This window comes from Bacillus sp. FSL K6-2431 (assembly GCF_038005165.1).
Lineage (GTDB): Bacteria > Bacillota > Bacilli > Bacillales > Bacillaceae > Bacillus > Bacillus pumilus.
This window is the reverse complement of record NZ_JBBOSQ010000001.1, coordinates 2,427,723-2,451,565: the sequence shown is the minus strand read 5'-3', so window position 1 is coordinate 2,451,565 and position 23,843 is coordinate 2,427,723. Positions and strand designations below refer to the sequence as shown.

Annotated in this window: 29 protein-coding genes; 11 read left to right on the top strand and 18 right to left on the bottom strand. The window is 41.5% G+C overall.

From position 1 onward, the window contains the following. Positions 1–4: 4 nt before the first annotated feature. Positions 5–661 (bottom strand): site-2 protease family protein, encoded by a 657-nt coding sequence (locus tag MHH40_RS12240; protein ID WP_223251196.1) that lies wholly within the window; start codon positions 659–661, stop codon positions 5–7. A gap of 113 nt (positions 662–774) precedes the next feature. Here MHH40_RS12240 and MHH40_RS12235 point away from each other — a divergent pair, with 113 nt between their 5' ends. Further along, positions 775–960 (top strand): 2-hydroxymuconate tautomerase, encoded by a 186-nt coding sequence (locus MHH40_RS12235; protein WP_050944463.1) that lies wholly within the window; start codon positions 775–777, stop codon positions 958–960. Between the two features lie 49 nt (positions 961–1,009). On the opposite strand, the gene MHH40_RS12230 is transcribed toward MHH40_RS12235, so the two are convergent. Then, on the bottom strand, positions 1,010–1,822 hold the full coding sequence (locus tag MHH40_RS12230) for a zinc-dependent metalloprotease (RefSeq protein ID WP_050944464.1): 813 nt from the start codon (positions 1,820–1,822) through the stop codon (positions 1,010–1,012). 373 nt (positions 1,823–2,195) lie between these two features. Between MHH40_RS12230 and MHH40_RS12225 the strand changes: the two genes are divergently transcribed. Further along, positions 2,196–3,524: an LLM class flavin-dependent oxidoreductase gene (locus MHH40_RS12225; protein WP_050944465.1), complete on the top strand. Its 1,329-nt coding sequence runs from the start codon at positions 2,196–2,198 to the stop codon at positions 3,522–3,524. A gap of 38 nt (positions 3,525–3,562) precedes the next feature. Here the strand turns inward: MHH40_RS12225 and MHH40_RS12220 are convergent, their stop codons facing one another. Further along, the gene (locus MHH40_RS12220; protein ID WP_003214906.1) at positions 3,563–4,447 is read right to left on the bottom strand and encodes a LysR family transcriptional regulator; all 885 of its coding nucleotides are present in this window, start codon (positions 4,445–4,447) and stop codon (positions 3,563–3,565) included. A gap of 150 nt (positions 4,448–4,597) precedes the next feature. Between MHH40_RS12220 and ssuE the strand changes: the two genes are divergently transcribed. From ssuE to MHH40_RS12180, 8 genes are read left to right on the top strand one after another with little or no spacing between them, the layout of a single operon-like run. Beyond that, positions 4,598–5,149 carry an NADPH-dependent FMN reductase gene (gene ssuE / locus MHH40_RS12215; RefSeq protein ID WP_050944466.1) on the top strand — a complete coding sequence of 184 codons (552 nt, stop codon included), beginning with the start codon at positions 4,598–4,600 and terminating at the stop codon, positions 5,147–5,149. Further along, complete coding sequence (locus tag MHH40_RS12210; RefSeq protein WP_003215315.1) at positions 5,133–6,158, top strand: LLM class flavin-dependent oxidoreductase; 1,026 nt, start codon at positions 5,133–5,135, stop codon at positions 6,156–6,158. The genes ssuE and MHH40_RS12210 overlap by 17 nt, the downstream gene beginning before the upstream one ends. Further along, entirely contained in the window at positions 6,158–6,412 is a 255-nt protein-coding gene (locus tag MHH40_RS12205) for a glutaredoxin family protein (protein ID WP_003215313.1), read from the top strand. Before MHH40_RS12210 ends, MHH40_RS12205 begins: the two co-directional genes overlap by 1 nt. Positions 6,413–6,438: 26 nt before the next feature. Beyond that, complete coding sequence (locus MHH40_RS12200) at positions 6,439–7,002, top strand: GNAT family N-acetyltransferase (RefSeq protein ID WP_003215102.1); 564 nt, start codon at positions 6,439–6,441, stop codon at positions 7,000–7,002. 13 nt (positions 7,003–7,015) lie between these two features. Beyond that, the gene (locus MHH40_RS12195) at positions 7,016–7,777 is read left to right on the top strand and encodes an amino acid ABC transporter permease (RefSeq protein ID WP_003215084.1); all 762 of its coding nucleotides are present in this window, start codon (positions 7,016–7,018) and stop codon (positions 7,775–7,777) included. Positions 7,778–7,794: 17 nt separating this feature from the next. Next, the gene (locus tag MHH40_RS12190) at positions 7,795–8,637 is read left to right on the top strand and encodes a transporter substrate-binding domain-containing protein (protein ID WP_003215163.1); all 843 of its coding nucleotides are present in this window, start codon (positions 7,795–7,797) and stop codon (positions 8,635–8,637) included. Positions 8,638–8,653: 16 nt separating this feature from the next. Next, a complete protein-coding gene (locus tag MHH40_RS12185) occupies positions 8,654–9,364 on the top strand; it encodes an amino acid ABC transporter permease (RefSeq protein WP_003214542.1) in 711 nt (236 codons plus the stop codon). Continuing rightward, positions 9,361–10,104: an amino acid ABC transporter ATP-binding protein gene (locus tag MHH40_RS12180; protein WP_003215167.1), complete on the top strand. Its 744-nt coding sequence runs from the start codon at positions 9,361–9,363 to the stop codon at positions 10,102–10,104. The genes MHH40_RS12185 and MHH40_RS12180 overlap by 4 nt, the downstream gene beginning before the upstream one ends. Positions 10,105–10,196: 92 nt before the next feature. On the opposite strand, the gene MHH40_RS12175 is transcribed toward MHH40_RS12180, so the two are convergent. The 3 genes from MHH40_RS12175 to MHH40_RS12165 form a co-directional block, all read right to left on the bottom strand. Beyond that, positions 10,197–10,697 (bottom strand): YwgA family protein, encoded by a 501-nt coding sequence (locus MHH40_RS12175; RefSeq protein WP_050944468.1) that lies wholly within the window; start codon positions 10,695–10,697, stop codon positions 10,197–10,199. Between the two features lie 30 nt (positions 10,698–10,727). Beyond that, positions 10,728–12,029 carry an HD domain-containing protein gene (locus MHH40_RS12170; protein ID WP_007497716.1) on the bottom strand — a complete coding sequence of 434 codons (1,302 nt, stop codon included), beginning with the start codon at positions 12,027–12,029 and terminating at the stop codon, positions 10,728–10,730. Between the two features lie 170 nt (positions 12,030–12,199). After that, on the bottom strand, positions 12,200–12,421 hold the full coding sequence (locus MHH40_RS12165; RefSeq protein WP_003215259.1) for a DUF1450 domain-containing protein: 222 nt from the start codon (positions 12,419–12,421) through the stop codon (positions 12,200–12,202). 238 nt (positions 12,422–12,659) lie between these two features. Between MHH40_RS12165 and MHH40_RS12160 the strand changes: the two genes are divergently transcribed. Then, complete coding sequence (locus tag MHH40_RS12160; RefSeq protein WP_044140194.1) at positions 12,660–13,460, top strand: RsfA family transcriptional regulator; 801 nt, start codon at positions 12,660–12,662, stop codon at positions 13,458–13,460. A 34-nt stretch (positions 13,461–13,494) separates the two neighbouring features. Here MHH40_RS12160 and MHH40_RS12155 read toward each other — a convergent pair whose 3' ends face one another. The 12 genes from MHH40_RS12155 to MHH40_RS12100 all read right to left on the bottom strand — a co-directional run bounded on the left by MHH40_RS12155 (position 13,495) and on the right by MHH40_RS12100 (position 23,835). Further along, positions 13,495–13,728, bottom strand: a complete 234-nt coding sequence (locus tag MHH40_RS12155; protein WP_050944469.1) for a DUF5970 family protein — start codon at positions 13,726–13,728, stop codon at positions 13,495–13,497. Continuing rightward, on the bottom strand, positions 13,725–16,001 hold the full coding sequence (locus tag MHH40_RS12150) for a glycosyltransferase (protein WP_050944470.1): 2,277 nt from the start codon (positions 15,999–16,001) through the stop codon (positions 13,725–13,727). Before MHH40_RS12150 ends, MHH40_RS12155 begins: the two co-directional genes overlap by 4 nt. A 118-nt stretch (positions 16,002–16,119) precedes the next feature. Continuing rightward, on the bottom strand, positions 16,120–16,605 hold the full coding sequence (locus MHH40_RS12145) for a tetratricopeptide repeat protein (protein ID WP_050944471.1): 486 nt from the start codon (positions 16,603–16,605) through the stop codon (positions 16,120–16,122). Positions 16,606–16,633: 28 nt separating this feature from the next. After that, the gene (locus tag MHH40_RS12140) at positions 16,634–17,479 is read right to left on the bottom strand and encodes a lipoate--protein ligase family protein (RefSeq protein WP_050944472.1); all 846 of its coding nucleotides are present in this window, start codon (positions 17,477–17,479) and stop codon (positions 16,634–16,636) included. A 167-nt stretch (positions 17,480–17,646) separates the two neighbouring features. Then, on the bottom strand, positions 17,647–18,039 hold the full coding sequence (locus MHH40_RS12135; protein WP_050944473.1) for an SMI1/KNR4 family protein: 393 nt from the start codon (positions 18,037–18,039) through the stop codon (positions 17,647–17,649). Between the two features lie 161 nt (positions 18,040–18,200). Beyond that, positions 18,201–18,644: an SMI1/KNR4 family protein gene (locus tag MHH40_RS12130; protein WP_050944474.1), complete on the bottom strand. Its 444-nt coding sequence runs from the start codon at positions 18,642–18,644 to the stop codon at positions 18,201–18,203. Next, on the bottom strand, positions 18,644–20,431 hold the full coding sequence (locus tag MHH40_RS12125) for a T7SS effector LXG polymorphic toxin (protein ID WP_050944475.1): 1,788 nt from the start codon (positions 20,429–20,431) through the stop codon (positions 18,644–18,646). The genes MHH40_RS12130 and MHH40_RS12125 overlap by 1 nt, the downstream gene beginning before the upstream one ends. 11 nt (positions 20,432–20,442) lie before the next feature. Continuing rightward, positions 20,443–20,721 carry a YwqI/YxiC family protein gene (locus MHH40_RS12120; protein ID WP_050944476.1) on the bottom strand — a complete coding sequence of 93 codons (279 nt, stop codon included), beginning with the start codon at positions 20,719–20,721 and terminating at the stop codon, positions 20,443–20,445. Then, on the bottom strand, positions 20,714–21,124 hold the full coding sequence (locus tag MHH40_RS12115) for a YwqH-like family protein (RefSeq protein ID WP_050944477.1): 411 nt from the start codon (positions 21,122–21,124) through the stop codon (positions 20,714–20,716). The genes MHH40_RS12120 and MHH40_RS12115 overlap by 8 nt, the downstream gene beginning before the upstream one ends. Before the next feature lie 175 nt (positions 21,125–21,299). Next, positions 21,300–21,566, bottom strand: a complete 267-nt coding sequence (locus MHH40_RS12110) for a hypothetical protein (RefSeq protein WP_003215032.1) — start codon at positions 21,564–21,566, stop codon at positions 21,300–21,302. Positions 21,567–21,579: 13 nt separating this feature from the next. Further along, entirely contained in the window at positions 21,580–22,914 is a 1,335-nt protein-coding gene (locus MHH40_RS12105) for a TRAP transporter large permease subunit (RefSeq protein ID WP_003214816.1), read from the bottom strand. Between the two features lie 45 nt (positions 22,915–22,959). Beyond that, complete coding sequence (locus tag MHH40_RS12100; RefSeq protein WP_050944478.1) at positions 22,960–23,835, bottom strand: prephenate dehydrogenase/arogenate dehydrogenase family protein; 876 nt, start codon at positions 23,833–23,835, stop codon at positions 22,960–22,962. Positions 23,836–23,843: the final 8 nt, after the last annotated feature.

The window sequence follows — 23,843 nt, the reverse complement described above, 5'->3', positions numbered from 1 at the left end:
CCTCCTAAAGCAGCGGCTTCAAAATAAGATTAAACCATTGAATGATTTGATCCCGCATTCCGATCAATGGACCAAAAACAAACTGTCCTAGCGGCGTGATCACGAATATGAGAAAAATAATGATCCCATATTGTTCGAATTGCGTCATTTTCGCCCGGATACGGGGGCTGACGACGTCCTCAATAATACGATACCCATCCAGCGGCGGAAGTGGCAATAAGTTAAATAGGAACAAAATGACGTTCAAGTTAATAAATATCCGGAAGAAATGATCAACTCCCGGCTCAAAGCGCATGAGCGACTCCCCGCCAAACTTCTGAAGAAGCACGTACACGAAAAAGCCTAGAAACGCCAACACTAAGTTACTTAAAGGGCCAGCAATCGAGACGCAGATTCCTGCTAAGCGCGGGTTTTTAAAATGGTAACGATTGACCGGTACAGGTCTCGCCCAGCCAAACCCGGCGACAAAGATCAAAATCGTCCCAAATACATCGAGATGCTTCAGTGGATTTAATGTGAGTCTCCCTTGGTTTTTAGCTGTCGGGTCGCCGAAACGATACGCAACATATGCATGCGCCAGCTCGTGCATCGTAAATGCAACAACAAGCGTAATGGCGACATATGGAATCAGTTCTAATGGATACACAAGAAATTGGTTCAAAGGCATGAATCCCTCTTTCTTTCTATACAATGATTTACTTCATTCAGTATACTATAAGAAGTCCCTTAAACTAAAGGGAAGCGTAGCATGAAAGGAAAAAGGAGGTTTTCGCATTGCCGATTGTCACCGTACAAATGCTTGAAGGAAGAACAGACGAGCAGAAACGAGCGCTTGTGGAGAAAGTCACTGATGCTGTTGTTGAAACAACAGGCGCAGGTGTAGAAAAAGTCTCTGTCATTATTGAAGAAATGAAAAAAGAACACTATGCCGTAGCAGGAAAACGCATCAGCGACCTGTAAGCATAAAAAAAGGACAAGCACATAGATGTTTGTCCTTTTTTCTCTTATTTTATCTGTACCACGCTTTGTTACGGTTCACTTGATTTTTATGAGCCGCATCAAAGAAATCGACTGTGTAGGAATAATCATAATTCATTAAGCAGACAATGCCGCTTCCTTGAGGGTCGTGCGGTAAGCCAAAGTTATGGCCGTATTCATGCGTAGCCGCTTTTGCTGTATTCGCTGTTCCTTGGTCAAGGTTAACGGCGAATGCACTTCCGCTTGGTGCACTATTGTAGACATAAGCGATTCCGCCAGCATCAAAGTTTGGATTTGCTGTAAATCCAGTGACAAAATCGTATCCTCTGCCATCAAAGCTGCGCGCAAGGTTAGACAAAATTTGCTCTGCATTTGATCCCGAAGACGTCCAAGATCCTACTGCTTGTACGACAAAGTCGACATCATGATCACGGTTAAACGTGACATCTGCTTGCTCGATGATGCTGACAATCCGTGTTTGCCAGTCACTATATTTCGCACGATACTGCGCATCAGCAACCGCATAGACAGTGACCTTCTGACTGCCTGTACTTGCCTTTGTTGAAATAGAATCTCCTGTATTCGCCTTAAAGGTTCTAGAGCCCACCTGCTTACCAGACTCATCTAATACCTTTGTTGTCACATCTCGTTCAATTGGAGGTGCTTTCGTCAAATCTTTAAAATCGTTTGCCTTTGGCAACCCCTCACTAATATGTGTTTCGAACGGCGCATGACCATGATCATGCCCATGACCAGCACTCGCGACTGGTGCTGAAGCTGAACTTACTCCCGGTAACAAACTACCTACCAATAAAAATGACAAAAAGACTGAACGCTTTTTCATTCCTATCCCTCCTTTGATTTTCACAAAGTTATATATTCACTGAAAATTCACCACTTTCCTTCTATTCAGTCAAAAACAGGGAATTAGATACACAGGAAGAAAGTCGAAATACGTCATATTCACTAATTTTTCGGATATTCCGACACAGATTTCATCGAAAAATAGCGCTTTTGGTCTGGGTCATTTACTTAATAAACTCCCATGGTTTTAAGAAATGATGTCATGGACTCAATGACACATCTGAAAGAAACAAAAAATGATATTAGAAAAGATAAAGTCATACTTTACTGATACCAATTATACTTCTTTACGATTCTACCTTATGATGAAAAACATAAAACATGGCTATTTCAAAACAGAAGGGACGATCCGCATGTCTGAAAAAAAGCACATACAATTTGGATTAATGTTACATGGTCCGGGAGGTCACATGAATGCGTGGAAGGATGAATCAGTTCCAGCAGATGCAAGTGTTAACATTGATTATTATCAAACGATGACCAAAAAGGCAGAATCAGCGGGTTTCCGTTTTGTCTTTGTCGCAGATGGCTTATATATTCATGAACATTCGATTCCTCATTTCTTGAACCGATTTGAACCATTAACCATCTTATCCGCTCTTGCTGCAGTCACCAAACAAATTGGACTTGTGGGGACCGTATCCACTTCCTACAGTGAGCCCTTTACCATTGCCAGACAATTTGCCTCCTTGGATAAGTTAAGCAGAGGCCGGGCAGGATGGAATGTTGTGACTTCACCGTTAGAAGGTTCTGCTGAAAATCACATCATCCGTTCTCATCCTAGCCACTCCCTTCGATACGAAATTGCAGAAGAGTATTTACATGTAGTGAATGGGCTTTGGAGTTCATGGGAAGAAGATGCTTTTATAAGAGATCGTTCAACAGGTGTCTTCTTCGATCGAGATAAACTACACACATTAAACCATCATGGGAAACACTTTTCTGTCAAAGGTCCTTTAAATATTGAACGATCTGAACAAGGGCAGCCCGTGATTTTCCAAGCAGGTGCTTCAGAGGCAGGAAAAGATCTAGCCGCAAAAGAAGCAGACGCTGTATTTACAAATGCCGATTCACTTGAAAAGGCAAAAGCCTATTACCGTGACGTGAAAAATAGAGCCGAAGCGCTTGGTCGAAAACCATCCGATATCAAAATATTCCCTGGCATCCACCCGATTACAGGGAAAACAGTCGAAGAAGCAGAAGAAAAATATGAAGCCATTAAACATCTAGTCTCTATTGAAGAAGCCCTGCATTACCTCGGCAGATTCTTTGATCATTTGGACTTTAGTCAATTCCCGCTTGATGAACCTTTTCCTGATATAGGTGACGCTGGTTCAAACAGCTTTCAATCTACAACAGAATCCATTAAAAAAATGGCCAAAGAACAAAATTTGACCTTAAGAGAAGTCGCTTTACAAGTGACCACTCCAAAAAGTGCCTTTTTCGGCACTTACGAACAAGTGGCTGACAAATTGATTCAATGGATCGAAGAAGATGCCGCAGATGGATTTATTTTTGGCGCTCCGATTTTAGCTAGTGGTTTATCCGAATGGACAGAGCATGTGATCCCGATTTTGATAGAAAGAGGATATTATGATCCAAATTATCAAGCTCATACCCTTCGCGAAAATTTGGGTCTGCCTATTAAGAAGAATCAGTTTCTTAAACAAACCGTAAAATAAACATGAAAGAGGGGTCAGCACAAAGGCTAACCCCTTTTTCATGTTGTTCGATGCAATCGATTTTCAATGAGATCAATAAACTGGAGTACAGCTCTTCCAGGCGCATCATTTGTTTTCCTCAATAGACCAACTGGCGGGGACACTTGAATGCCCTTTATTTCTAATACCTTTGTACCGGGGAGTGTAAAAGAATGGGCGGTTCGAGTAAAAAGAGACACTCCTAATCCAGCCTGAACATAGTGTTTATGGGACATGCTGCTCGTAATCTCTAACTTATTGTAATTGCTCCCAATGACGTTAACGATTTGTTGTTCAATTTGGATGCGGATGGGGCAATTGTGAGGTGTGAATAATATGGTTTCATTTTCTAAATCTGTTACCTCCGCTGCATCTTTTTCCGCCAATCGATGGGAAGACGGAACCAACAAAACAATATCATCTTGAAAAAGCGGCTTATAGCTATTTTCCATCGAAGCTTCTGGTGCGCCGCAAATCGCAAAATCAATCTCATCATGGGAAAGCAAGGAACTCAGTGTATTTGCATCTGCTACTTGCACAGAAAATTCTACATTCGGAAACCTTTCCTTGAATTCTGCAAGAAGCGATGGGAACTCTAAGCTGGCTGTGGGCTCAGAAACACCGATGCGAATGAACCCCGCAATGCCTACCTCTAAATCTTGGAGCGTTTTCGTCAGTTTCTCATATTCATTGAGTAAAGAATTGGCTCTTTCATAAAAAAGCTGTCCTGATGCTGTTAACTTTAAGGTCTTCCCTCTTTCTAGAAGCTTCTCTCCAATTTCCTCTTCTAAATGTTTGATGTGCAAAGTAATGGTTGGCTGAGAATAATTCAGCGCTGCTGCTGCTTTTAAAAAATTTCCGTATTTCACGATGGTGGCAAAAGTGCGTATCGCTCGAATCTCCATGAAAACCCCTCTTCTCCCTGTATTTTAAATATCTGAATCGTGTATTTATGATTACTAATTATACTTTTCTATTGGTTTGCCTTATTATAATTTATATTATCAACTATTCCAAGTTGTTTAGACGGAATTGTAAGAAATGGAGGAGACGAATTGACGAAAGTAACGATTATAGCAGGAGGTCATTCCGTCCAATCTCGATTAACGGGTGTCCTGCAGCATATTCAGCAGCAGTTAACATTCAATGGAATAGATGTACATACCATTCAAGTTCACCAGCTGCCTAGCAGCGCACTAATAGGAGCAGACTTTTCAAACGAAGAGATTGTCAAGGCCATTGAACTCGTGAATGAGAGTGACGGTGTCATTGTGTTAACGCCTGTCTACAAAGCGTCATTTTCCGGTATTTTAAAAACGTTTTTAGATTTACTTCCCCAAAAAGCATTACAAGGAAAACCCGTCCTTCCGTTCGTTTTAGGAGGAACCTATGGTCATCTGCTCGTCATTGAATATGCTCTTAAACCGATTATTCACCAACTTGGTGCAACAGTTGTTCAATCTGGTGTGTATGTCGTGGATCAACAGGTCAAAAAGCAGGGTTCAGATAATTATTTAATTGATTCAGATGCCATAAACAGGTTAAACCTCGCATTATCTCAATATCAAAGTCTGATAGGAGGAACAGCCAATGTCGATCACCCTTAGTATTCTTGATCAAAGCCTTGTCGGTGAAAACGAGAACGCAGAGGCGGGCATTCAGCATACTGTCAGATTAGCTGAAGCAGCGGATCAGCTTGGCTATCACAGGTTTTGGGTGTCTGAACATCACAATAACCCTCAAGTAGCAGGTTCATCCCCTGAAGCCCTTGCCGGCTATCTATTAGCAAAAACGAGCAATTTGCGAATTGGTTCTGGAGGTGTCATGCTACAGCATTATAGCCCATTTAAAGTAGCTGAAACATTTCATGTACTGGCATCACTAGCGCCTGGCAGAGTCGATTTAGGCGTTGGGAAAGCACCAGGAGGGCTGAACCTCTCGACACAAGCACTTCAGGAGGATTATCAAGCGTCACGGAAAGATTTTTCTCAAAAATTAGTAGATCTCAAAACCTACCTTACGGAACAATCAAATGAATTGAATGCTCAGCCCATCCCACGTTTGTCACCCGACATCTTCCTTTTAGGGGGAAGTACGGAGAGCGCTAAATTCGCAGCAAAACTCGGAATCTCCTTTGTATTTGCCTTCTTTATTAATGGAGATGAATCATTATTAAAAGAAGCAAGGGAGACCTTCCAAACATATCAAAAAGCGGGCACTCGCCAGCAGTTCCTTCTCGCCATCACCGTTTCCGCAGCCGAAGATCATGAACAAGCACTCTTGCACATCAAACAAAAGGAAACAGTAAAGGTCTCCTTTTCCGATGGAAGAAAGCTCAATGTCACATCAATAGAGGATGCAGAAAAGCTAGTGAAAGGAACGAAAAAAGAACACTACAGCATTCACGTACAAAAAACCGGCTATACCGCTGGCACAAAAGAAACTGTTCATCACCGGCTGACTGAGCTGGCCGAGACATACGATATCAATGAATTCATCGTACTAACTCCGATCGTAGACATTGAGGCAAGAATTGCGTCTGTCACATTGTTAAAAGAAGCGTTTAACCATGAACAAACAGCAGCTAAAAAAATAAATCACGAGGTGAACGTCTAATGTCAAACAGTCAAAAAATCATTTTATGGAGCAAAAATGGATGCAGTTATTGCAAGGACATTCAATCCTATTTCAACGAACAGCAGATCCCTTATTCAACGATTGATGTCACTGAACATGATGATTACAGAAACATTTTAGAGGAAAAATACGGCGTCCGCTATGTGCCTGTAGTTGAGATCAGTCATGACCCCCACGTGTATCAAGCATTGTTGAATCCAGATATCGAGACTTTAAGAAAAGCAATAATCTGACATTACATTTTGAATGGAGGTTTGTCATGAGTCGAGATATTTTTCGTATCGCTACCGAAGAAGATGCGCCAGCCTTTTTAGAATTGCTGTCCAGTGCATTTAAACCACTTGGGGAAATGGGCATTGATTGGCCATCCACGAACGCCACACTTGAAATGGTCATAGAAAACATTACACAGTCCGCTGCCGTTGTTTTAGAACGAGACGGGCGGCTCATATCAACCATCACCATCCGTTTTCCTTGGGAGAGTACGCAACCGGTCTCAGGATATCCATTTGTTTGGTGGTTTGCGACAGCTCCTGATTTAGCAGGGCAAGGGATTGGAAACAAGCTGCTCGATTATGTGGAAAACACCTTGCTCCGCCAAACATATAAAGCGCCTGCGTATACACTGGGCACTTCTGGCCGGAAACACCCTTGGCTTTTAGACATGTACGAACGAAAAGGATACACAAAATATATTGAACGTGAAGCCGAAAATGGTGACTTAGGTATCTTGATGTATAAAGTACTTATCCCAGAACGGTTCGATGCTGCCATATTAGGCGCGCCACCCGCAGAAGAAAAAGTCGAAACGACTTCTACATAGGAGGTGATTCAACATGGGTGAGTTTTTCAAATGGGAGTATGTGGTCACACTCTTCCCTAAAGTATTATCAGCCCTTCCGACCACCTTGCTGATCGTTTTATTTGCCACTTTGATTGGCAGCTTTCTTGGATTCATCCTTGCTTATTTCCGAATTGAGCGTATTCCTGTCCTGCATCAGCTCAGTGCAATCTATGTCTCATTTATTCGCGGAACACCTATCCTTGTTCAAATGTTTATTGTCTTTTATGGCCTGCCAGGTGTGCTCGCAACAATTGGCCTTGATATCTCCATGTGGAACAAATTGATCTTTCTTTATATTACATATGGACTCAATACTGCTGCCTACTTTTCAGAAATATTCCGATCAGCCTTATCAAGTGTCCCAGCATCTCAATATGAAGCGGCTGCCTCGATTGGGCTGACAAAATGGCAGATTTATAGAAGGACACTCATTCCTCAAGCAGGAAAAATCGCACTACCGAATATTGGTGTGGCCATCGTCAACTTATTACAAAATACCTCTCTCGCCTTTACACTGGGCGTAATGGATATTATCGGAAAGGTTCAAACATTAGGGGCATTATACTACCGCGTATTAGAAGGATACTTTATTGCTGCCGTCATTTTTATAATGTTAAGTCTGCTGCTAGAAAAAGCGTTTGACCTATTGGAAAAGTGGATCAATACACCGAAAACAAGAAAACAGCGTCAAGCAACGTTCGTTTCCTTAAAAAGAGCGGAAACGGCCTTTACAGTCGAAAAGCGTGCGAAGTAAAACGAGGAGGATTTCACATGAAAAATAACAAACAATTCAAAAAACATTCCATCATCGGTCTGCTTACACTTGGCTCATTGCTGCTTGCTGCCTGCGGAAATACGGAACAATCGAATGAAGTCAAAGCAGAAGCAACGAATAATGATCCAGATGCGAAAGAAATCATCGTTGGCACAGGGAACGCTTACCAGCCTTTCGTTTACTTAGATGAAAACGGCAAATTAACAGGCTATGAGAAGGCTGTATTAGACGAAGTCGATCAGCTGCTTCCACAATATCAGTTTAAATATGAATCCTTTGAATTTAAAAATATTCTGCCCGCTTTAGATGCTGGTAAAGTAGATCTCGCTGCCCATCAATATGAAATCAATGATGAGCGCCAGAAGAAATATCTATTTGGAAAAGTTGGCTACACAGACTATACAAGCTATGTGGTTGTTGATAAAGCATCCGGTCATGATTTTCAAAGCCTGGACGATTTGGCAGGACACAAGGTACATACTTCTACAGGGAGTAATTTCGCTTATCTGCTAGAACAATATAACGAAAAGCACGATCGGAAAATTGACATTGTCTACGGAGATGGCGGGAACGAAATTCTAGTCAAAAACCTTCAGAATGGCACAGTCGATGCAGCCTTGCTCACAAAGTATGACGTCAATAAGCTAAACAAACAGTTCAATGCCAATCTTGTGACATCTGGAAAGCCTGTAAATGTATCTAAAACGTACTATCTTTATCAAAAAAACAATACAAAACTTCAAAAAGACATTGATCAAGCATTACAAAAGCTGATCGATAACGGCAAGCTCGCTGAATTGTCTAAAAAAATATTGGGCGGAGACTTTACTACATCATAAGAAAGGAGCGATCTGAGTGGATTTTGATGTCGCCTTTATGCTGCAGGCCTTTCTAGCTGCACTTCATTATTTGCCAACAACTCTGCTGTTAGGCTTTCTACCGCTAATATTTGGCTCTGTCTTTGGATTTGGTATTGCCCTTATCCGTTTTTATCAGGTGCCTGTATTATCTCAATTGTTCAAATGGTTTGTGGCTATTTTTAAAGCTATTCCTGTTGTTCTAATTTTGCTCGTATCTTATCTTCTTTTTTCAGACTCGCTAGATCATTTGGCTGCATCTCTTTCTCTTCAGATTCGTTTCAGTGATTTGGACAGACGATGGATTGCCATTTTCGCCCTTACTTTATATGCCGTAAGCGGGTTATCCGAAATATTTCGAAGCTCTCTTGCATCTATTCCAAAGGGTCAATTCGATGCCGCATTATCCGTTGGTTTCACCAGCAAGCAGGTCTTAAGAAGGGTCATCATTCCACAAGTCTTTCCCATCTCCCTTCCTCTTCTGAACAACATGCTGATCAGTTTAATCAAAGCCTCTTCTCTCGTCTCTATGGTGTCTGTGGTCGATATTTTAAACGGCGCTTTAATCAAAGCCAATGTGAACTATCGTTATCTTGAAGCATACATCGCCGTTGCCCTGATTTACTGGGCACTGTGCGCCTCTATTGAAGCCATCACAGCCGCATATGAGAAATATGGACACAAAAACAAAAGGAGACGATTGGCATGATTAACATAAAACAGGTGCATAAAGCGTTCGGCAAGAACGAGATTCTAAAAGGAATCGATTTATCAGTGGAAAAAGGCGAAGTGGTTGTCATATTAGGTCCGAGCGGTTCTGGGAAATCAACCTTTCTGCGTTGCTTGAATTTTCTTGAGCGTGCGGATCAAGGAGAAATTAGCATTGATGACACGACTGTCAAGTTCAATCAAGCCAAGCCTAAAGCCATTCTCGCACTTCGAAGAAAAACCGCCATGGTCTTTCAGCAATACGATCTATTTCTTCATAAAACAGCACTTGAAAACGTCATGGAAGGTTTAGTCATTGCCCGTAAACATCCGAAAGATCAAGCCTATGACACAGCTCTTCAATTGCTTACAAAGGTTGGATTGCTAGAGAAAAAGGATGCTTATCCGCATCAATTATCTGGCGGACAGCAGCAGCGAGTTGGCATTGCACGGGCACTGGCTTTAAATCCAGAAGTCATTTTGTTCGACGAACCGACCTCTGCATTAGATCCCGAGCTTGTAGGAGAAACGCTTGATGTCATTAAACAGGTAGCGCAAACCGGGGTCACCATGATCATCGTCACGCACGAGATGAGCTTTGCCTATGATATTGCCGACAAGGTGATTTTCATGGAAGATGGGGTCATCGTCGAATCAGGTACGCCGGAAGAAGTCTTTGAACAGACGAAAGAAGAACGTACAAAACAATTTTTAGCGAGATTCTCTTATCACCATTCATAAAATACAAGTCGATCCATGCGGTCGACTTGTTTCTGCGCAAAATAAAAACCAGTCTGTTCTAGCCATTAGCCATCACACACTGGTTCTTCTCGTTAGTTCAATTCCTTCAACTGATCAATATAAGCAAGAGCATCCTCAAATTCTTCGTCCGTATAGCGCTGCTTGCTTTTAATGGTGAAGACCTTTTCCTTCACCTCATCTTGTGGCAGATCATCAAAGTATAAAATCGTAGAGACGAGCTCTAGGAAACGAGACGACTGCTCGTTCATCTGCTGCGTCAGCACTTTGAGATCAGGCATGTCCACTTCACACTGATCGAGAAACTCTTTCCCATTGTCCGTCAGCGAATAGCGATATTGATAGTATCCACCTTTTTTTTCCTTCATTTCGTCCAAGAATCCAAGGTTGCACAGCTCTTCAATTCTGAGCGTCAACTCCTCTGAATAGGGGCCATAAAAGTGAAAATCGTATTTCTCGTAAAAAGGCAAATCTAGCTTTTTTGCTATGTAAATCATCTTTTGCAGCTTCTTCCGTCCAACGATTTCCCCGGATTCAGAGAATACCTTCATCAACTTTGCATGCTCTTTCAACAAATTCCCGACATCTCCTTTTTCAGTACTTCCTTATCCCAATCCAAGCAGCTTCATGATCGCCTTCTTTTCTTCAGCTTTTTCCGACATATCTACAATTAAGTCCATCGGGAAATAAAGTTTATGATCGGTTCTTCGTTTACCGGAAATGGCATCAACAATATCTGACTGTCTCGACAGCTCTTTAATATGACCGCTTTGCGTCAAAAGGTGGATCGGCAGTCTCTCTTCTTCCTCCCCTGGTCTGTAGAAGTCGTATGGCAAGTCAGAGGAAGAGTCGACGACTAAATAATAGTCAGGATCAATGCCTGCCTCCTTGAACAAGGCGGTCAGCTTGAAATATTTCGTCATTTCTTCATTCGGATTAAACTCTGTATATTGGAACAATCGGCGGTTCATAAAACGGCGGCACAAATCAGCCAGCACGTGATCTTCTTCATCTTCCCACGCCTGAAAATAAAATAAGACAATGGATTCATCCAGTTTAATATAGTCCTCTGTGGTGACATTCCCTTCAAAAATCGAATAAAAATGAACAGGGGCATGTGTGAAAATATAGCCCGTTTCATGCAGCTCTTTTGCACGATGGAGAATTTTCGTTAAGATGACTTCCGCACTGCGTGTCACCGGGTGGAAATAGACTTGCCAATACATTTGATAGCGGCTCATAATATAATCCTCGACTGCATGCATCCCGCTCTGCTTCATCACAATCTGATCTTCTCTCGGACGCATCACGCGCAAAATACGCTCCATATCAAAATGGCCATAGCTGACGCCTGTATAGTAGGCATCACGCTGCAAATAGTCCATACGGTCGGCATCAATTTGACTTGAGATCAAACTGACCACCTGTTTGTTTTGATACGTTTTGGCAATGACTTCAGCCACATGCTTCGGGAAATCATCACTCACCCGGCGAAGCACTTCATTGACTTCGGTTTGCCCTAAAATAATATCTCTTGTAAACGATTCATGATCTAAGTGGAAGACCTTTTCAAAGGAATGAGAAAATGGTCCATGTCCGAGGTCATGAAGCAAGGCCGCACTCAGGACAAGCTCGCGTTCTCCCTCATCCCATTCCGGCCGTCCTTTGAATACATCATCCACAATCCGTCTCACAATCTCATATACACCGAGTGAATGATTGAAACGGCTGTGTTCTGCACCATGAAACGTCAAATAAGTGGTTCCTAGCTGTTTAATTCGGCGCAGGCGCTGAAATTCTCTTGTTCCTATTAAGTCCCATATTAATGCGTCCCGTACATGAACATAACGGTGCACAGGATCTTTAAATACCTTTTCCTCAGATAATTTCCCTTTTGGATACGCCATCGTTTCGTCCCTCTTTTTTTAAGACGTGTTTCTATTATATCGGGTAACTTTTCCCGAAAACATCCTTGAATTTGCTCGTGAATGTGTTCTCAACGATTGCATGGACGTAAAAAGCCCGACCTGACAGGGACGGACCTCTTTTTAGGTCGACTGAACACATTCAGTGACATTTATTTGACTTTTTTTTGAACCTTTTCGAGTAACTCATCTTCTGTTGGTGCGGATAATGGGCGATTGTTCACAAACGCAAAAGCCTTTTTTCGTCCTGGACCACAATAGGATTGACAGCCAATTTCAATTTTTGCATCAGGGTCAACCGATTTGAGTCGAGGCAGCAACGTCTTTAGGTTCGTCGCATCGCAATCGTCACATACGCGAAACTCATTAGCCATGGTCTTACGCTTCCTTTCAATGATGAACTTCATTTTATATGAAACAGTTGGACAACCAAGAGTCATAATATACCACCCAACATTGTACATCGAAGCGGCTGGACTTGCAAGACGCATTGTAAACGCTGAGACGCGCTCATTAAAAAGCTAGTATTTTCCACTATCCTTTTAGCAAACTTGTATAAACCTTCTTGAACTTGGCTAATCTAATACCATCAAATCATATGGGGGTTTAAACATGTCAAAACAAAGACAAGATGCTTGGTCAGAGGAAGACGATCTCCTTTTGGCAGAAACCGTCTTACGTCACGTCAGAGAGGGCAGCACACAGCTGAATGCGTTTGAAGAAGTAGGAGACAAGCTAAATCGCACCTCAGCGGCATGCGGTTTTAGATGGAATGCTGTTGTGAGGCATCAATATGAAAAAGCTTTAGCCCTTGCCAAAAAGCAGCGGAAACAACGGATGCGCGCACTCGGCAATGGTCAGCCTGCAAAGAAACGATTACTCTATCAGCCGCAAGTAGAAGAAACGGTCATGCAAGAGGAATTCTCACAGGAGCTGGAACCAGCGCAGGAAGAAACGTTTGCACCAGCATCTGAAACAGCCGAGCAGCTCCAGTTTGTAGACCAAAGCTACAATGAAGAGTTAGCTAGTTTATCACATTTATTGTCACAGGCTTCTCATGTCGCAGAGAAAAAGCCAGAAGCCAATCCTTTTAGGCAGCAACAGGATTTAACCATCGAAGATGTCATTGATTTCTTGCGCCGCTATGAAGGCGATGGACAGCAATCCTCTGCCTTACGCATGGAAAACAGCCGGTTAAAACGAGAAAATAACGAACTTTCACATAAAGTCACACAGCTAGAAGCAGAAGTGAAAAAGCTTGAAAAGGATCAGCTCACGATTCAAGAAGATTATGAAACACTCGTCAAAATCATGAACCGTGCAAGAAAACTAGTTTTGTTTGAAGAGGACGACACTGCCGCTCCAACCTTTAAAATGGACCGAAACGGCAACCTCGAAAAAATGGCAGAATAACAAAAAGTGCTCCCCATCTGCGGGAAGCACTTTTTTAAATGCCTAAAAATAGCATCACACTAAAAAGAACATTAATCAAAAAGACGAACATAAAAATATACCTGACCTGCCTTACCTGAAAATCACCAAATATAAAAAGATAAAGACCTGCGATACCAAGTGTCAGTACAGGCTGAAGAAACGGCACCATTAGTGAAATACCGTAGCCGGCTCCCATGAGGACAGGAAGCCATAGTAAATAGAGGTAACCGCCGTTTTTTGATTTCAAGAAACCACTCCCTCTCTTTCTTCTATCTGCTTGATTTCAGGTTGAATAAACTTGAGTCCGACAATTGTGCGGCCGCGCCTTTTTGAAGTCCAAACGGCAATTGCCGGCTGATCTGTCAGAGATTCTGCGTCAATGGTGATCAGCACTTTCTCATTTAATTCAATTGAAGCTTCAGACTCGATTTTGCATCCAGATAAACTAATATCATGTATGTTCACCGGCACCTTCTCTTCTAACCGGCCCTCATAGGACAGCGTGCCTGCCACACCTTGCAAAGGCCTTCTCATCCATTTGCGCTGCAAGGCCTTTGGTACCTTCTTCGTTTCTCTTACAAAGCGGAGAAATGTCCGAACAGCATAGGATTTTTTCTCACGATCCGTTATCGATACATGCTCTCGTGTGAATAGGAAGCGGATCAGTGATAGATACTCTGATTTTTGTGTGTCAGTAAAAGCAACACCAACCATCAGCTTGTCTCCCTCTGGATGGCTCCAAACCACATCACACGCCACACTTTCATCCTCTAAAAAGAACAATTGCGTTTGTCCTTGATAAAGAGAAGAAGCTTGATCCAATGGAATGGATAGACGCGCACCTGAATCACTCATATCTAGTAGAAAACAAGCAATCGACTCATCTTGATGATCAGAATGAAGCTGTCCCTCTTTTTCAATGACAAACCGCTCTGATTTTCGATAACGCGGACGGTCAAACGCCACAAGCAGTGCCATGAATAGACCTGCACCGTTATACATCACCCAAAATATATTAATCAACATGAGATCAGCATTCATCGTCCCATTTACCTTCACATCGTATCCTATTTTCACTAGGACAAGCAATGAGAGCAGCAAAAAGATCAAATGGGGAATCATCGTTTTCAAATGAAAGTGTCTTTTGTCCGTTTGAATTCCCTTTGGTGTGACAAGAAATTCCACTCTCTTTTTGAAAAACAGCTCACTTAAAGCCACACCAGCCAGGTGGAATGCCATAGAGCTTTCATAAATATGACTCCAAAACATGCTTCTTTTTTGATTCGACACTAGTTTAAATGCTAAATAGGAACTAAAGAACGCCGGTAACCAGAACATGAAAATGGACTGGAAATCTGCCCAGAAACTTTGAATACCAAACAATAAAAACAAAATCGGTGTGAGAATGTAAATCATTTTAAACAAACCGTTAAACCAATACACAATACCATCTAAATAAAGAACTCGCTGCATCAGCGTTAAGCCACGAACCTTCAAAGGATTAAACTTACGGGCACACTGAATGTTCCCTCTCGACCACCGATCTCTCTGCTTTAACAGATCCAGCCAGCTTTCAGGTGCCAGACCGACGGCTAATACTTCTCCGACAGACACAGATTTGAACTTTCCTTGGAGTAGCATTCCTGTCGCCATGTCTTCTGTAATCACCCCAGTAGCAAATCCGCCAATTTCATCTAAGGCGATTCTTCTAAAGACAGTATTACTACCGACATACATCACAGCATTAAACCGATCCTTCCCAGCTTGGAGGGTTTGCATGAAGAAGTCCTGCTCATTTGGAATTCGATCCTTCGAGAACATATTATATTGGAAAGGATCTTCGTTATAAAACGCCTGTGGAACTTGAACAAACGCCGTCGCTCCATCATGAAAGTAAGGCACTGTTTTTTCTAAAAACGAAGGAAGGGGGACCATATCCGCATCAAGTGTGAGAATCAGCTCCCCATTTGTTTGAGACATCGCATGGTTTAAGTTACCCGCCTTCGCATACTTGTTATCTGTTCTTGTCAGATAATGAACACTAAACTCAGAAGCAAGCTGCTCTACAGACGCCCGCTTGCCATCATCACATAAATAAATGTGGACTTTGTCCTTTGGATAAGAGAGATTCACACAACCTGCAACAGTGCGTTTCAGCACTTCAATTGGTTCATTATATGTAGCTATGAAAATATCAACTGTTGGCAGCCTGTCAAGATCACTGATCATGACTTGTTTCCGATTGGAAGGCTTCCAAACAAGTGTATAAAACACAAGCAGCTGTAAAAACCCAATGCATTCACAGGCAACAAGCAAAATACCCATCACAATATTAAAAATACCTTCATGCGGCAGTGTAAAGAAAAGACGCCAGCAAATATAGGCAGCATTTGTTAACACACAGAGCACAATGATGATTTTTTTAACAGTAGTGGCCACCGGCTGAATACGATACATTACATACAGCACAGATAAAACACAAAGCATAAACAGCGGGTAATACGTGGTGAATAATGACAATACATTTTCCTTCTTTCTTATGCCATAAATGACTATTACATATAAAATTTCATAACAAAGGAAGGGGTTTTTTCATAACATTGCCCCTCCAATTCTATTCAAGTAGCCAAATCAACTATTATTTCCATAACCTATCTAACTGATTTGAATAAAAATCAATCGCCTTTCGATAACTTAAAATAGCAGGATCTTTTGTCGTTTCAGTTAAACAGTTCAGTAATATTTCCATCGCTTTGCTATGTTCCTTTAAATTATACAAAGTCATGGCATAGAACGTTTGAATGGCTTTGTTGTCTGGATAAGTTTCCATCCCTTTTAGGAATATCTGTTTTGAATTTTCATATTCTCCCAAAGTTCTGTATGTACTTCCTAACCCTAGTAAAGCGTCTTCTAGTTCTTCTGAAGACAATCCTAACTCAATGGCTCTTTCATAAAAAAAGACAGCTTGCCTTTCCTCTCCTAACAAGTCATAACTCCAGGCACATTGATAATGAATAGAGGCATCGTCTGGATACTTCTCTACAAGATAAGAGAGCATTTTATTTGATTCTTGAAGGTGTCCACTTTTTCGAAGTTCAATGGCTTTCTCAAGCTTCGTTTCCATCACTTCACCTCTATGCTTTTCAAGATTTTTAAGAGAACACCTTTTCATTCCGCTCAATCATCCGCGTCATGTTTTTTTCAAAATCCAGCTGTTCTTCTGCGTTCAGTCCTGACGCTGTCAGCTGATCACTGAGCGTTTGAAGCTCTTCTAGTAAAAGACGCATAAGAAGCGCACAATCAATTGGTTCTCCAGTTAATTCTGATAAAGAAGCCATCGTATCTGGCTGTATATCAGGAAACACAGCCTTCACTTCTTCTCGTTTGTCCTTTAAAGCGGCGTCATAAAAACGGCGGATCAAGTCGGCACGTTCCCGCCCGCTTCCATCTGCACACAAATAAATTTGCACAGCAACTCCACCGCGTAATCTACGCTGAGAAATGCCTGCAAATTTCTTTCCATTGATGCTTAGATCATAGCTGCCCGGACAATAAGAGCCGACAATCTCATAGGCTTCAATGTCCACCTCATACTTAGACAGCATCCGGCGGACCAATTCCACCATCGCATCATACCCGCGGTCAATATCAATGCCCTTCTTTTGTTCCGCAAAGATTAACGACACATTTAAGACACCTTCATCCAGCACCACAGCAAGACCGCCTGAGTTACGTACAATGACGCGATACCCCTCTTCCTCAAGCAGTTTCACACCATCTTGGAGAAATGGAAGTCTTGTATCCTGAATCCCAAGCACAATTGTATTGTGATGAACCCAAGAACGCGCAGTCGCTGGTGAGAGTCCTTTCCCGACTGACGCACAAAGCGTATCATCCATCGCAAAGGATTGCTTCGGGTCCACATAGAGACCTAGGCTCGATTGATCTATGATTCGCCATTTCGGCTGTGTCAGTAACTCAATAGGTTCATTTTTCATGTCCTGCATATCCTCTCGTTCATAAACTGTGTTTATTATAACATGGGATGAATGGAGGGAGAATTAGAGAGATCGTCAAAAAAGCTCCATGACATTTGACGTCACAGAGCGTTCAGTTGGATGATTCAGTTTTACTTTTCAGTGATTCATGTATTTGAAGGCTGTGATCATTCAATGATACATCCCCCACTCACCCACTCCAGCAAGTTTTCAGTCACCAACTCTGCATGCTGAGGGTCCATTACACCAGCATCCACAATCCACACCTTTTTCTCCTCTTCGGCCTGACGCATGAGAAATACTCGCCCGCCGCCATCGTCGCCAATCGCCACATAGCCGCTTGCATATTGCTGAACCTCCCATGTTGCATTTCGTTCCGTAATGTCCTCAGTGCCGTATAGTAGGACATCGCCGCCAATGGAACATCCATTTGTCTGTTTCAGCAAGTTTTTATAAGCATCGGGTAGCACCATGTTTAGTTGGGATTCTGCCTTTTTGATGTTTATATCAGTTCCTGGATTGTTGATGATTAGGCCTGGGATTTGGGATAAATCGACCATTTGGATCCTCCTAGATAAGTGAATGTTTATGAAGTTTTGCTTTATCTTTAGATTTACTTAACAGGTCACTCAATCCACAATTATATTCCAATTTATGAATTTCCCCTTGTCCAATTCTCATATATGAATTGATCAATGGCAAAGTAAATCTTGAAAGGCTTTTAATAGTCTACTAGTAAATCTAGATAATATTTATCATCCTCTTGGATATTGGTTAAAAACTCCTCTAAAGAATTAGCGATTTGGATATCATAATAGTATATTGCGCTTCTATCCTTTTCATTCAATTCAATTGACATTAAAGCTGTCTCATTTGCTTCAAAAAATATTAATTTGTTATTCTCAAATTCATCATAGATTTCAATGTCTGGATAGAATTCAAAATCATTAGCCCTTAATCGAAAGTCTCTTACAGAATAAGGGTCCATAATACGATTAATGTTAAACTCAGACCCATTAATAAAACCGTAACCTACCTCTATATAAAAATTAATTAACTCCTTGGGAAACTTTAAATCAAGTTCCTTTTCAACATCTATTATTTCTTTTTCAGTTACTAAAAAAAAACTATTTTCTTCGTTTTTCTTAATAAACTCATATCTCATTATTTTTTAACTCCTTTAAATAATGTATTTGCTGGTGAACCTGCACCATGTATACCAGCTTGATGCTCATTTGGAAATTTTGCAGGATGCATATTCCACCATTCATGCTCCCCTCCAAAAGTATTTTCAATTATATGGTGAGCATCATACTTATCTCCTTTTTTTCTAATTACTTTACCGGTTTTTTCCGAAATAATATTTTCATTATACACTGGCCACTTTTGTCCAGTATTTCTTTCCCAATCTTTGATTACTTTATTTTTCAAACTATCAAATTTCGCCCGATGCTTAGCCGTTTCTATGGGTGACATTTTGTTATACTCTTTATTTCTTAATGCTGCTTTCAAATTATCTATTTGGTTTTTAGGTAGCTCTCTTCCTGTTCGTCCTTCTATATCCCTAACATATTTTCTTATTGTGTTAGAATCTATCTTGCTCCCTGTACTAATAGTAACCCTTTTCACCGCATTCTTCCCTTGATCCATCTTAAAAACATATTTCCCTACCTTCACTATTTTAGCGATTGGGATAATTGAAGCTACGGACAGAACTTGGTCTGTTCTGCTGATGTTTTGGCTGGTTTCTGGGTCTTTGCCAGTAACGGCTCGATATCCGTCGTAGATGCCGCTGTATTCTAGGATGATGTTTTCGGCTGTTGAGACGACTTCACCGTCTAATATGCGTTTCGCGTTTCCTCGGCTGCGGCTTTCTGGGATTTTGTCTACTTCTTCTATTCTTACTTTACCGTTCGCGATATACGTTCGGATGATTTGTTTATTGGCGTAAACGGTGTATCGGCCGCCAATAAAATCAATATCGGATGAATCGGTGACGACTTCATCTGCGATATCGAATTCTTTTAATTTTTTAATGCCTTTGACGTTGTATAGTTTACCATTTATGACCCTGATGTCTCTATGAATCTTGTTTTTTCCGTTCACGGCTTCCCTTTGCAATGTCGTAAGGGATGGGTCGTTGACTGTGACTTGTTTGTTGATGTGTTTATGTGTGTCATCCAGAACAACCGTCTCCACATTCGTCCGTTCTTTCTCTCTCAGCTTCTTCAGCATGATCATCATCGGGTTGTCTTTCGGGTTGTCTATTTTGTCATTCAATCCACTGATGGTGCTGCTTATTTTTTCTTCTTTTTCATTTTTGAAAATAGACCCTTTTTGATAGCTCATGATGTCGATTTTTGGGCCGGTGAACATGGTGCTTAACGTGTTGATGTATTGCTTCATTGTTTGAAGGGAGCTTTTTGTTTCTTGTAAAGCGCTTGTCTGCTCTCTGTCAAATGCATGAAGCAGACCAATGGTTCTTGATGTCTCAAGCCATGCCTTTTGATAGTTCTGCTGAAAAGCTGATTCGTCTACATTTGGTAATTTAACAATATGACCAACTCTGCTAATAGCTTGGTTCACCTCTGATACGATTTCAGAAATCATTCGTTCAGCTTTTTTTAAACCTTGATCAAGTTCGTGTTCAATAAATGCTTGTGATATAAAGCCATGCCCGTTTGATTCAAGTGCATGAAGCGCCTGTTTTGTGCTTTTCAGCGCAGTGCTGTATTCCTCAATGACGACCTGAAAGAATTGCAGGAAGGGAATATGACATTCTGTATAAAAGGAGCGGATGGCTTGTCCCGCCTCTCCCTTTAGTGCGCCATCAAGTGAAATGATGTGATGGATTTGTTTTTCTATGGAGCTGATTTGTTGTGATTGCTGCTTTAATGTATTCAGCGTTTGGTCAATTCCGTTTATTAGCGCAAAGGCGTCAAGGGTTTTCATCGCGTTCTCCTTTATTTTCTTTTATTGCTGGAGGCAAGCGCCTTGTCCGTTTCGATCATGGTGTTCACCGCTTGTTCTGTTTGTACAAGCTGTTTCTGAAGAATGCCTATGTAGGATGTACTTAATTCGTTCAACTGTTGATTGATTCTTTCTAATGTATCTGCTGCTAGGAGCTGGTTTCTCCCTTTGATGGTTGTTGGAAGTTTTGTATTCATTTGAGCGCCTGATTGTTTGGTATGTTGTAAAACTCGTTTGATTTCACTGGCATCTATTTTAATTTCTCTACTCATGTGACTTCCCTCTTTTTTCTTCCAATTGTTTCTGCTTTTCTTTCTCTATTTTTCTTTCAACGGAATGGATCTCATGTTCTAACGAATGGATTTCCGATTTTAGGTCACTGATTTTCTCATCAATTCGATTCACTAGATTGGTCAGTTGTACACCTTTTATCTCTTGACTGGCGGATGCCATCTCGTCTCGAATGTCATCAAACGTATCTGCAAGAAGGCCAAACCATGTATGTGATGTCAGATCTGGATGAGTGATTTTTTTACCAGCATCTGCCAGATACAATTTTGCTTCTTTTATTTCTTTTCGACACATGCTCAGTTCTATGATTTGTTCTTTTTTTATGGATATGTCTGCCTTTAACGAATACAAGGCTGTTGTATAACCGATGATGGCTCCAGACATCGTCAAACACCTCTATTCCTTAAATAGTCCTCCGTTATGTTACCATTTCCTAGCACAAGAGGCATATGATTGAAAACGAATTCAACGAAAAACGAATCGTACGTATTGGGTTTTTATACCTATTTCACACGCGCAAAAAAAGCTGAATTCACCAACTGAATCCAGCTTTTGACGCTTATTTGATCGAATCACCAGCTGATGCTGATGGTTGATCGCTAAATGACGTGTCTTTCTTTTCAGAAATATAATGAAGAGAGAAACCAACAAGACTAAAAAAAGCGCTTAATACCAGTGTAGGATTTTTAAATAGGTTCGTACTTGCTATGATCAAATCTCCATTCTGCAAGAGAATCCCTAGTATTTGACCGAATACCAACAGGGTACCTGACGTTAAGAAAAGGACAAGCAGCACTTTAAATAAAAATTCCATCAATGCTCTCATGTGTTTCTCCTTTCTATACTGGAAGTATGCCCATTCCGATGAGCCAGCCAATTCCTACAATCGGCAGCATATAGTAAAGAATGAGCGGTATAAATGTTTTCTCCGGCCGGGCTCCTGCAAGACCAGAAGCGATGAAAATTGACCCAGATGCCGGCGGGGAAGCGCCTTCTGTTGATGAAAAAGCAAGAATGGCGACAACAGCGACAACAGGGTCTACTCCGACTGAGATTAAAGCTGAAAATGAGACAAGCCCAACAGCTGTTAATGTGGCAGTTGAAGATAATGGTCCAGCCACCAGCGTGACAAGAACACCAACAATGAGCACCATGAGCCACTTCGGAATGGCAAGTACTGACGTGATTTGCGTCAAATCTTCTGCGAGTCCTAATTCAGCAAGCACCTGACTAGCAGCAACAGCAAACAGCATCAAGGCACCGATCGTTGTAAACTTAGGAATGGCCGACTTGAAAAACTGAGACCAATCTAACGCAGACGCTTTTTTTCTTCCAATTGTTAAGCTAATCAGCATCATGAGAATCGGAATCCACGTAATTAAAGAAATTTGATCCATTGCCTCTGGTCCAATGTTTGGATTACTTTTTAAGTAGTTTGCTAGCGGACCAATTGTGATGATGATAGGGATCAAGGCACCGAAAAAAATAAAAATCGATTTCCATCCCTGTTTCACAGCTTCTCTAAAGGGAACAATATCATCTGGCGGCATCGCTTGGATTTTATTCTTTTTCACCAGAATATACACCAAAATAAACCGGTATACGACTTGATACAGTCCTCCTATTAAAAGAGCAATATATAAATCACCTTCAGAGACAAGGGCTGCAACTGGTGCAAAGCCCAGCATGATAAACATGGAAGAGTTTGGTGGCAGCGCGGCTCCAAGTCCGCCATTCCCGGCTAGAATCGTGGCCGTATGGGTTCGGCTCCATCCTGATTTAATCATCCAAGAAGCCGTAATAGAGCCAGTGGCAGCTGTGTTTGCAGAATTTGAACCTGAAAGAGCACCTAAGACTGCTGAACCTAACGTACTCATATAAGCCGCTCCCCCAGGAAGCTTGCCGACAACCGAATTCAGGATGCGCAAGAGTGCGTGAATTAATTCCAGCTTTTCGATTAAATAGGCCATGAACACAAACGCAACGGCTGCATAAAGCACCTCATATGTGGATGCAAATTTTAAACCATCCCAGAACAGTCTAAGCGCATCCATTCCGCCAAACAAAGTGGTTGCAATAAAGCCTAACAGCATGGCTTCTCCCATATTTCGTTTCACGACGACATTCCATATAATGATGACGGCTATGAATACAATTAATGCAATAAAACCCATGTCGTTTCTTCGCCTCCCCTTTCTTAAATAAAACGCTTACAAAAATCACCCTTGCTGCATCACGTCAATGACTTCTTTCCAGCTGACCGGCTTTTTCCCATTAAACCGTTCAACGAATTGAAAGTCTGCTAATCTCTCTAGCTTCTGTTGTGCTGCCCGGGACATGCTCGCATCAATATGAGCTGAATCCAGCATTTCAATAGAGCCAAGTAATTCGACCGCTCGTCTTTTTGCATGTAATGCACTCCCTGTCACAAGACGATTCATCGTCTCTTCAAAACTTTTGCTGTCCAGCGTTTCGCTTAGTGAAGAAATCACTTGATCTTCGACATTATATTTTTTAGAAATTTCCAAAAATTCAACAAGTAAACCGACGATCCCTTTCATATAAATGCTTCTTATTAGCTTTAAGGCTGAAGCATCTCCAGGCTGATCACTGATTTTTGTAATATTCATACCGTATTCTTTCGTTAATTCAATGAATCGATCTGTTCCACTTCCGCTAGCAGTGATTGGAACCTTGTGTTTGTTAACCGGAAGAGATCCTAGCATGGCGGCATCTACAAATAGAGCTTCTTGCTTTTTAATTTCGTCTGCCACTTGTTTTTTAATATCTGGAGTTGATGCCGACACATCCACATATACTTGATTTTTTTTCAAACTTCCTAATACGGATTGAGCCACTTCTAGGGTTTTATTCGCTGGCACAGCCGCAATGACAATGTCAGATTTTGCAATGACTTCACTCACATTACTTGTTAATTCGACGCCTGTGCGGGCTGCTTTTTCTTTCATTGGTCCAGCAAGTTTCTCATTCTGTAATAGTACATCATACGCATAAAAATGATCTAATCCTTCTGTTTTCAATCCCGTTGACAGCTCATATGCAGCTTCTCCATAACCGATAAAGCCTATCTTCATCACAGATT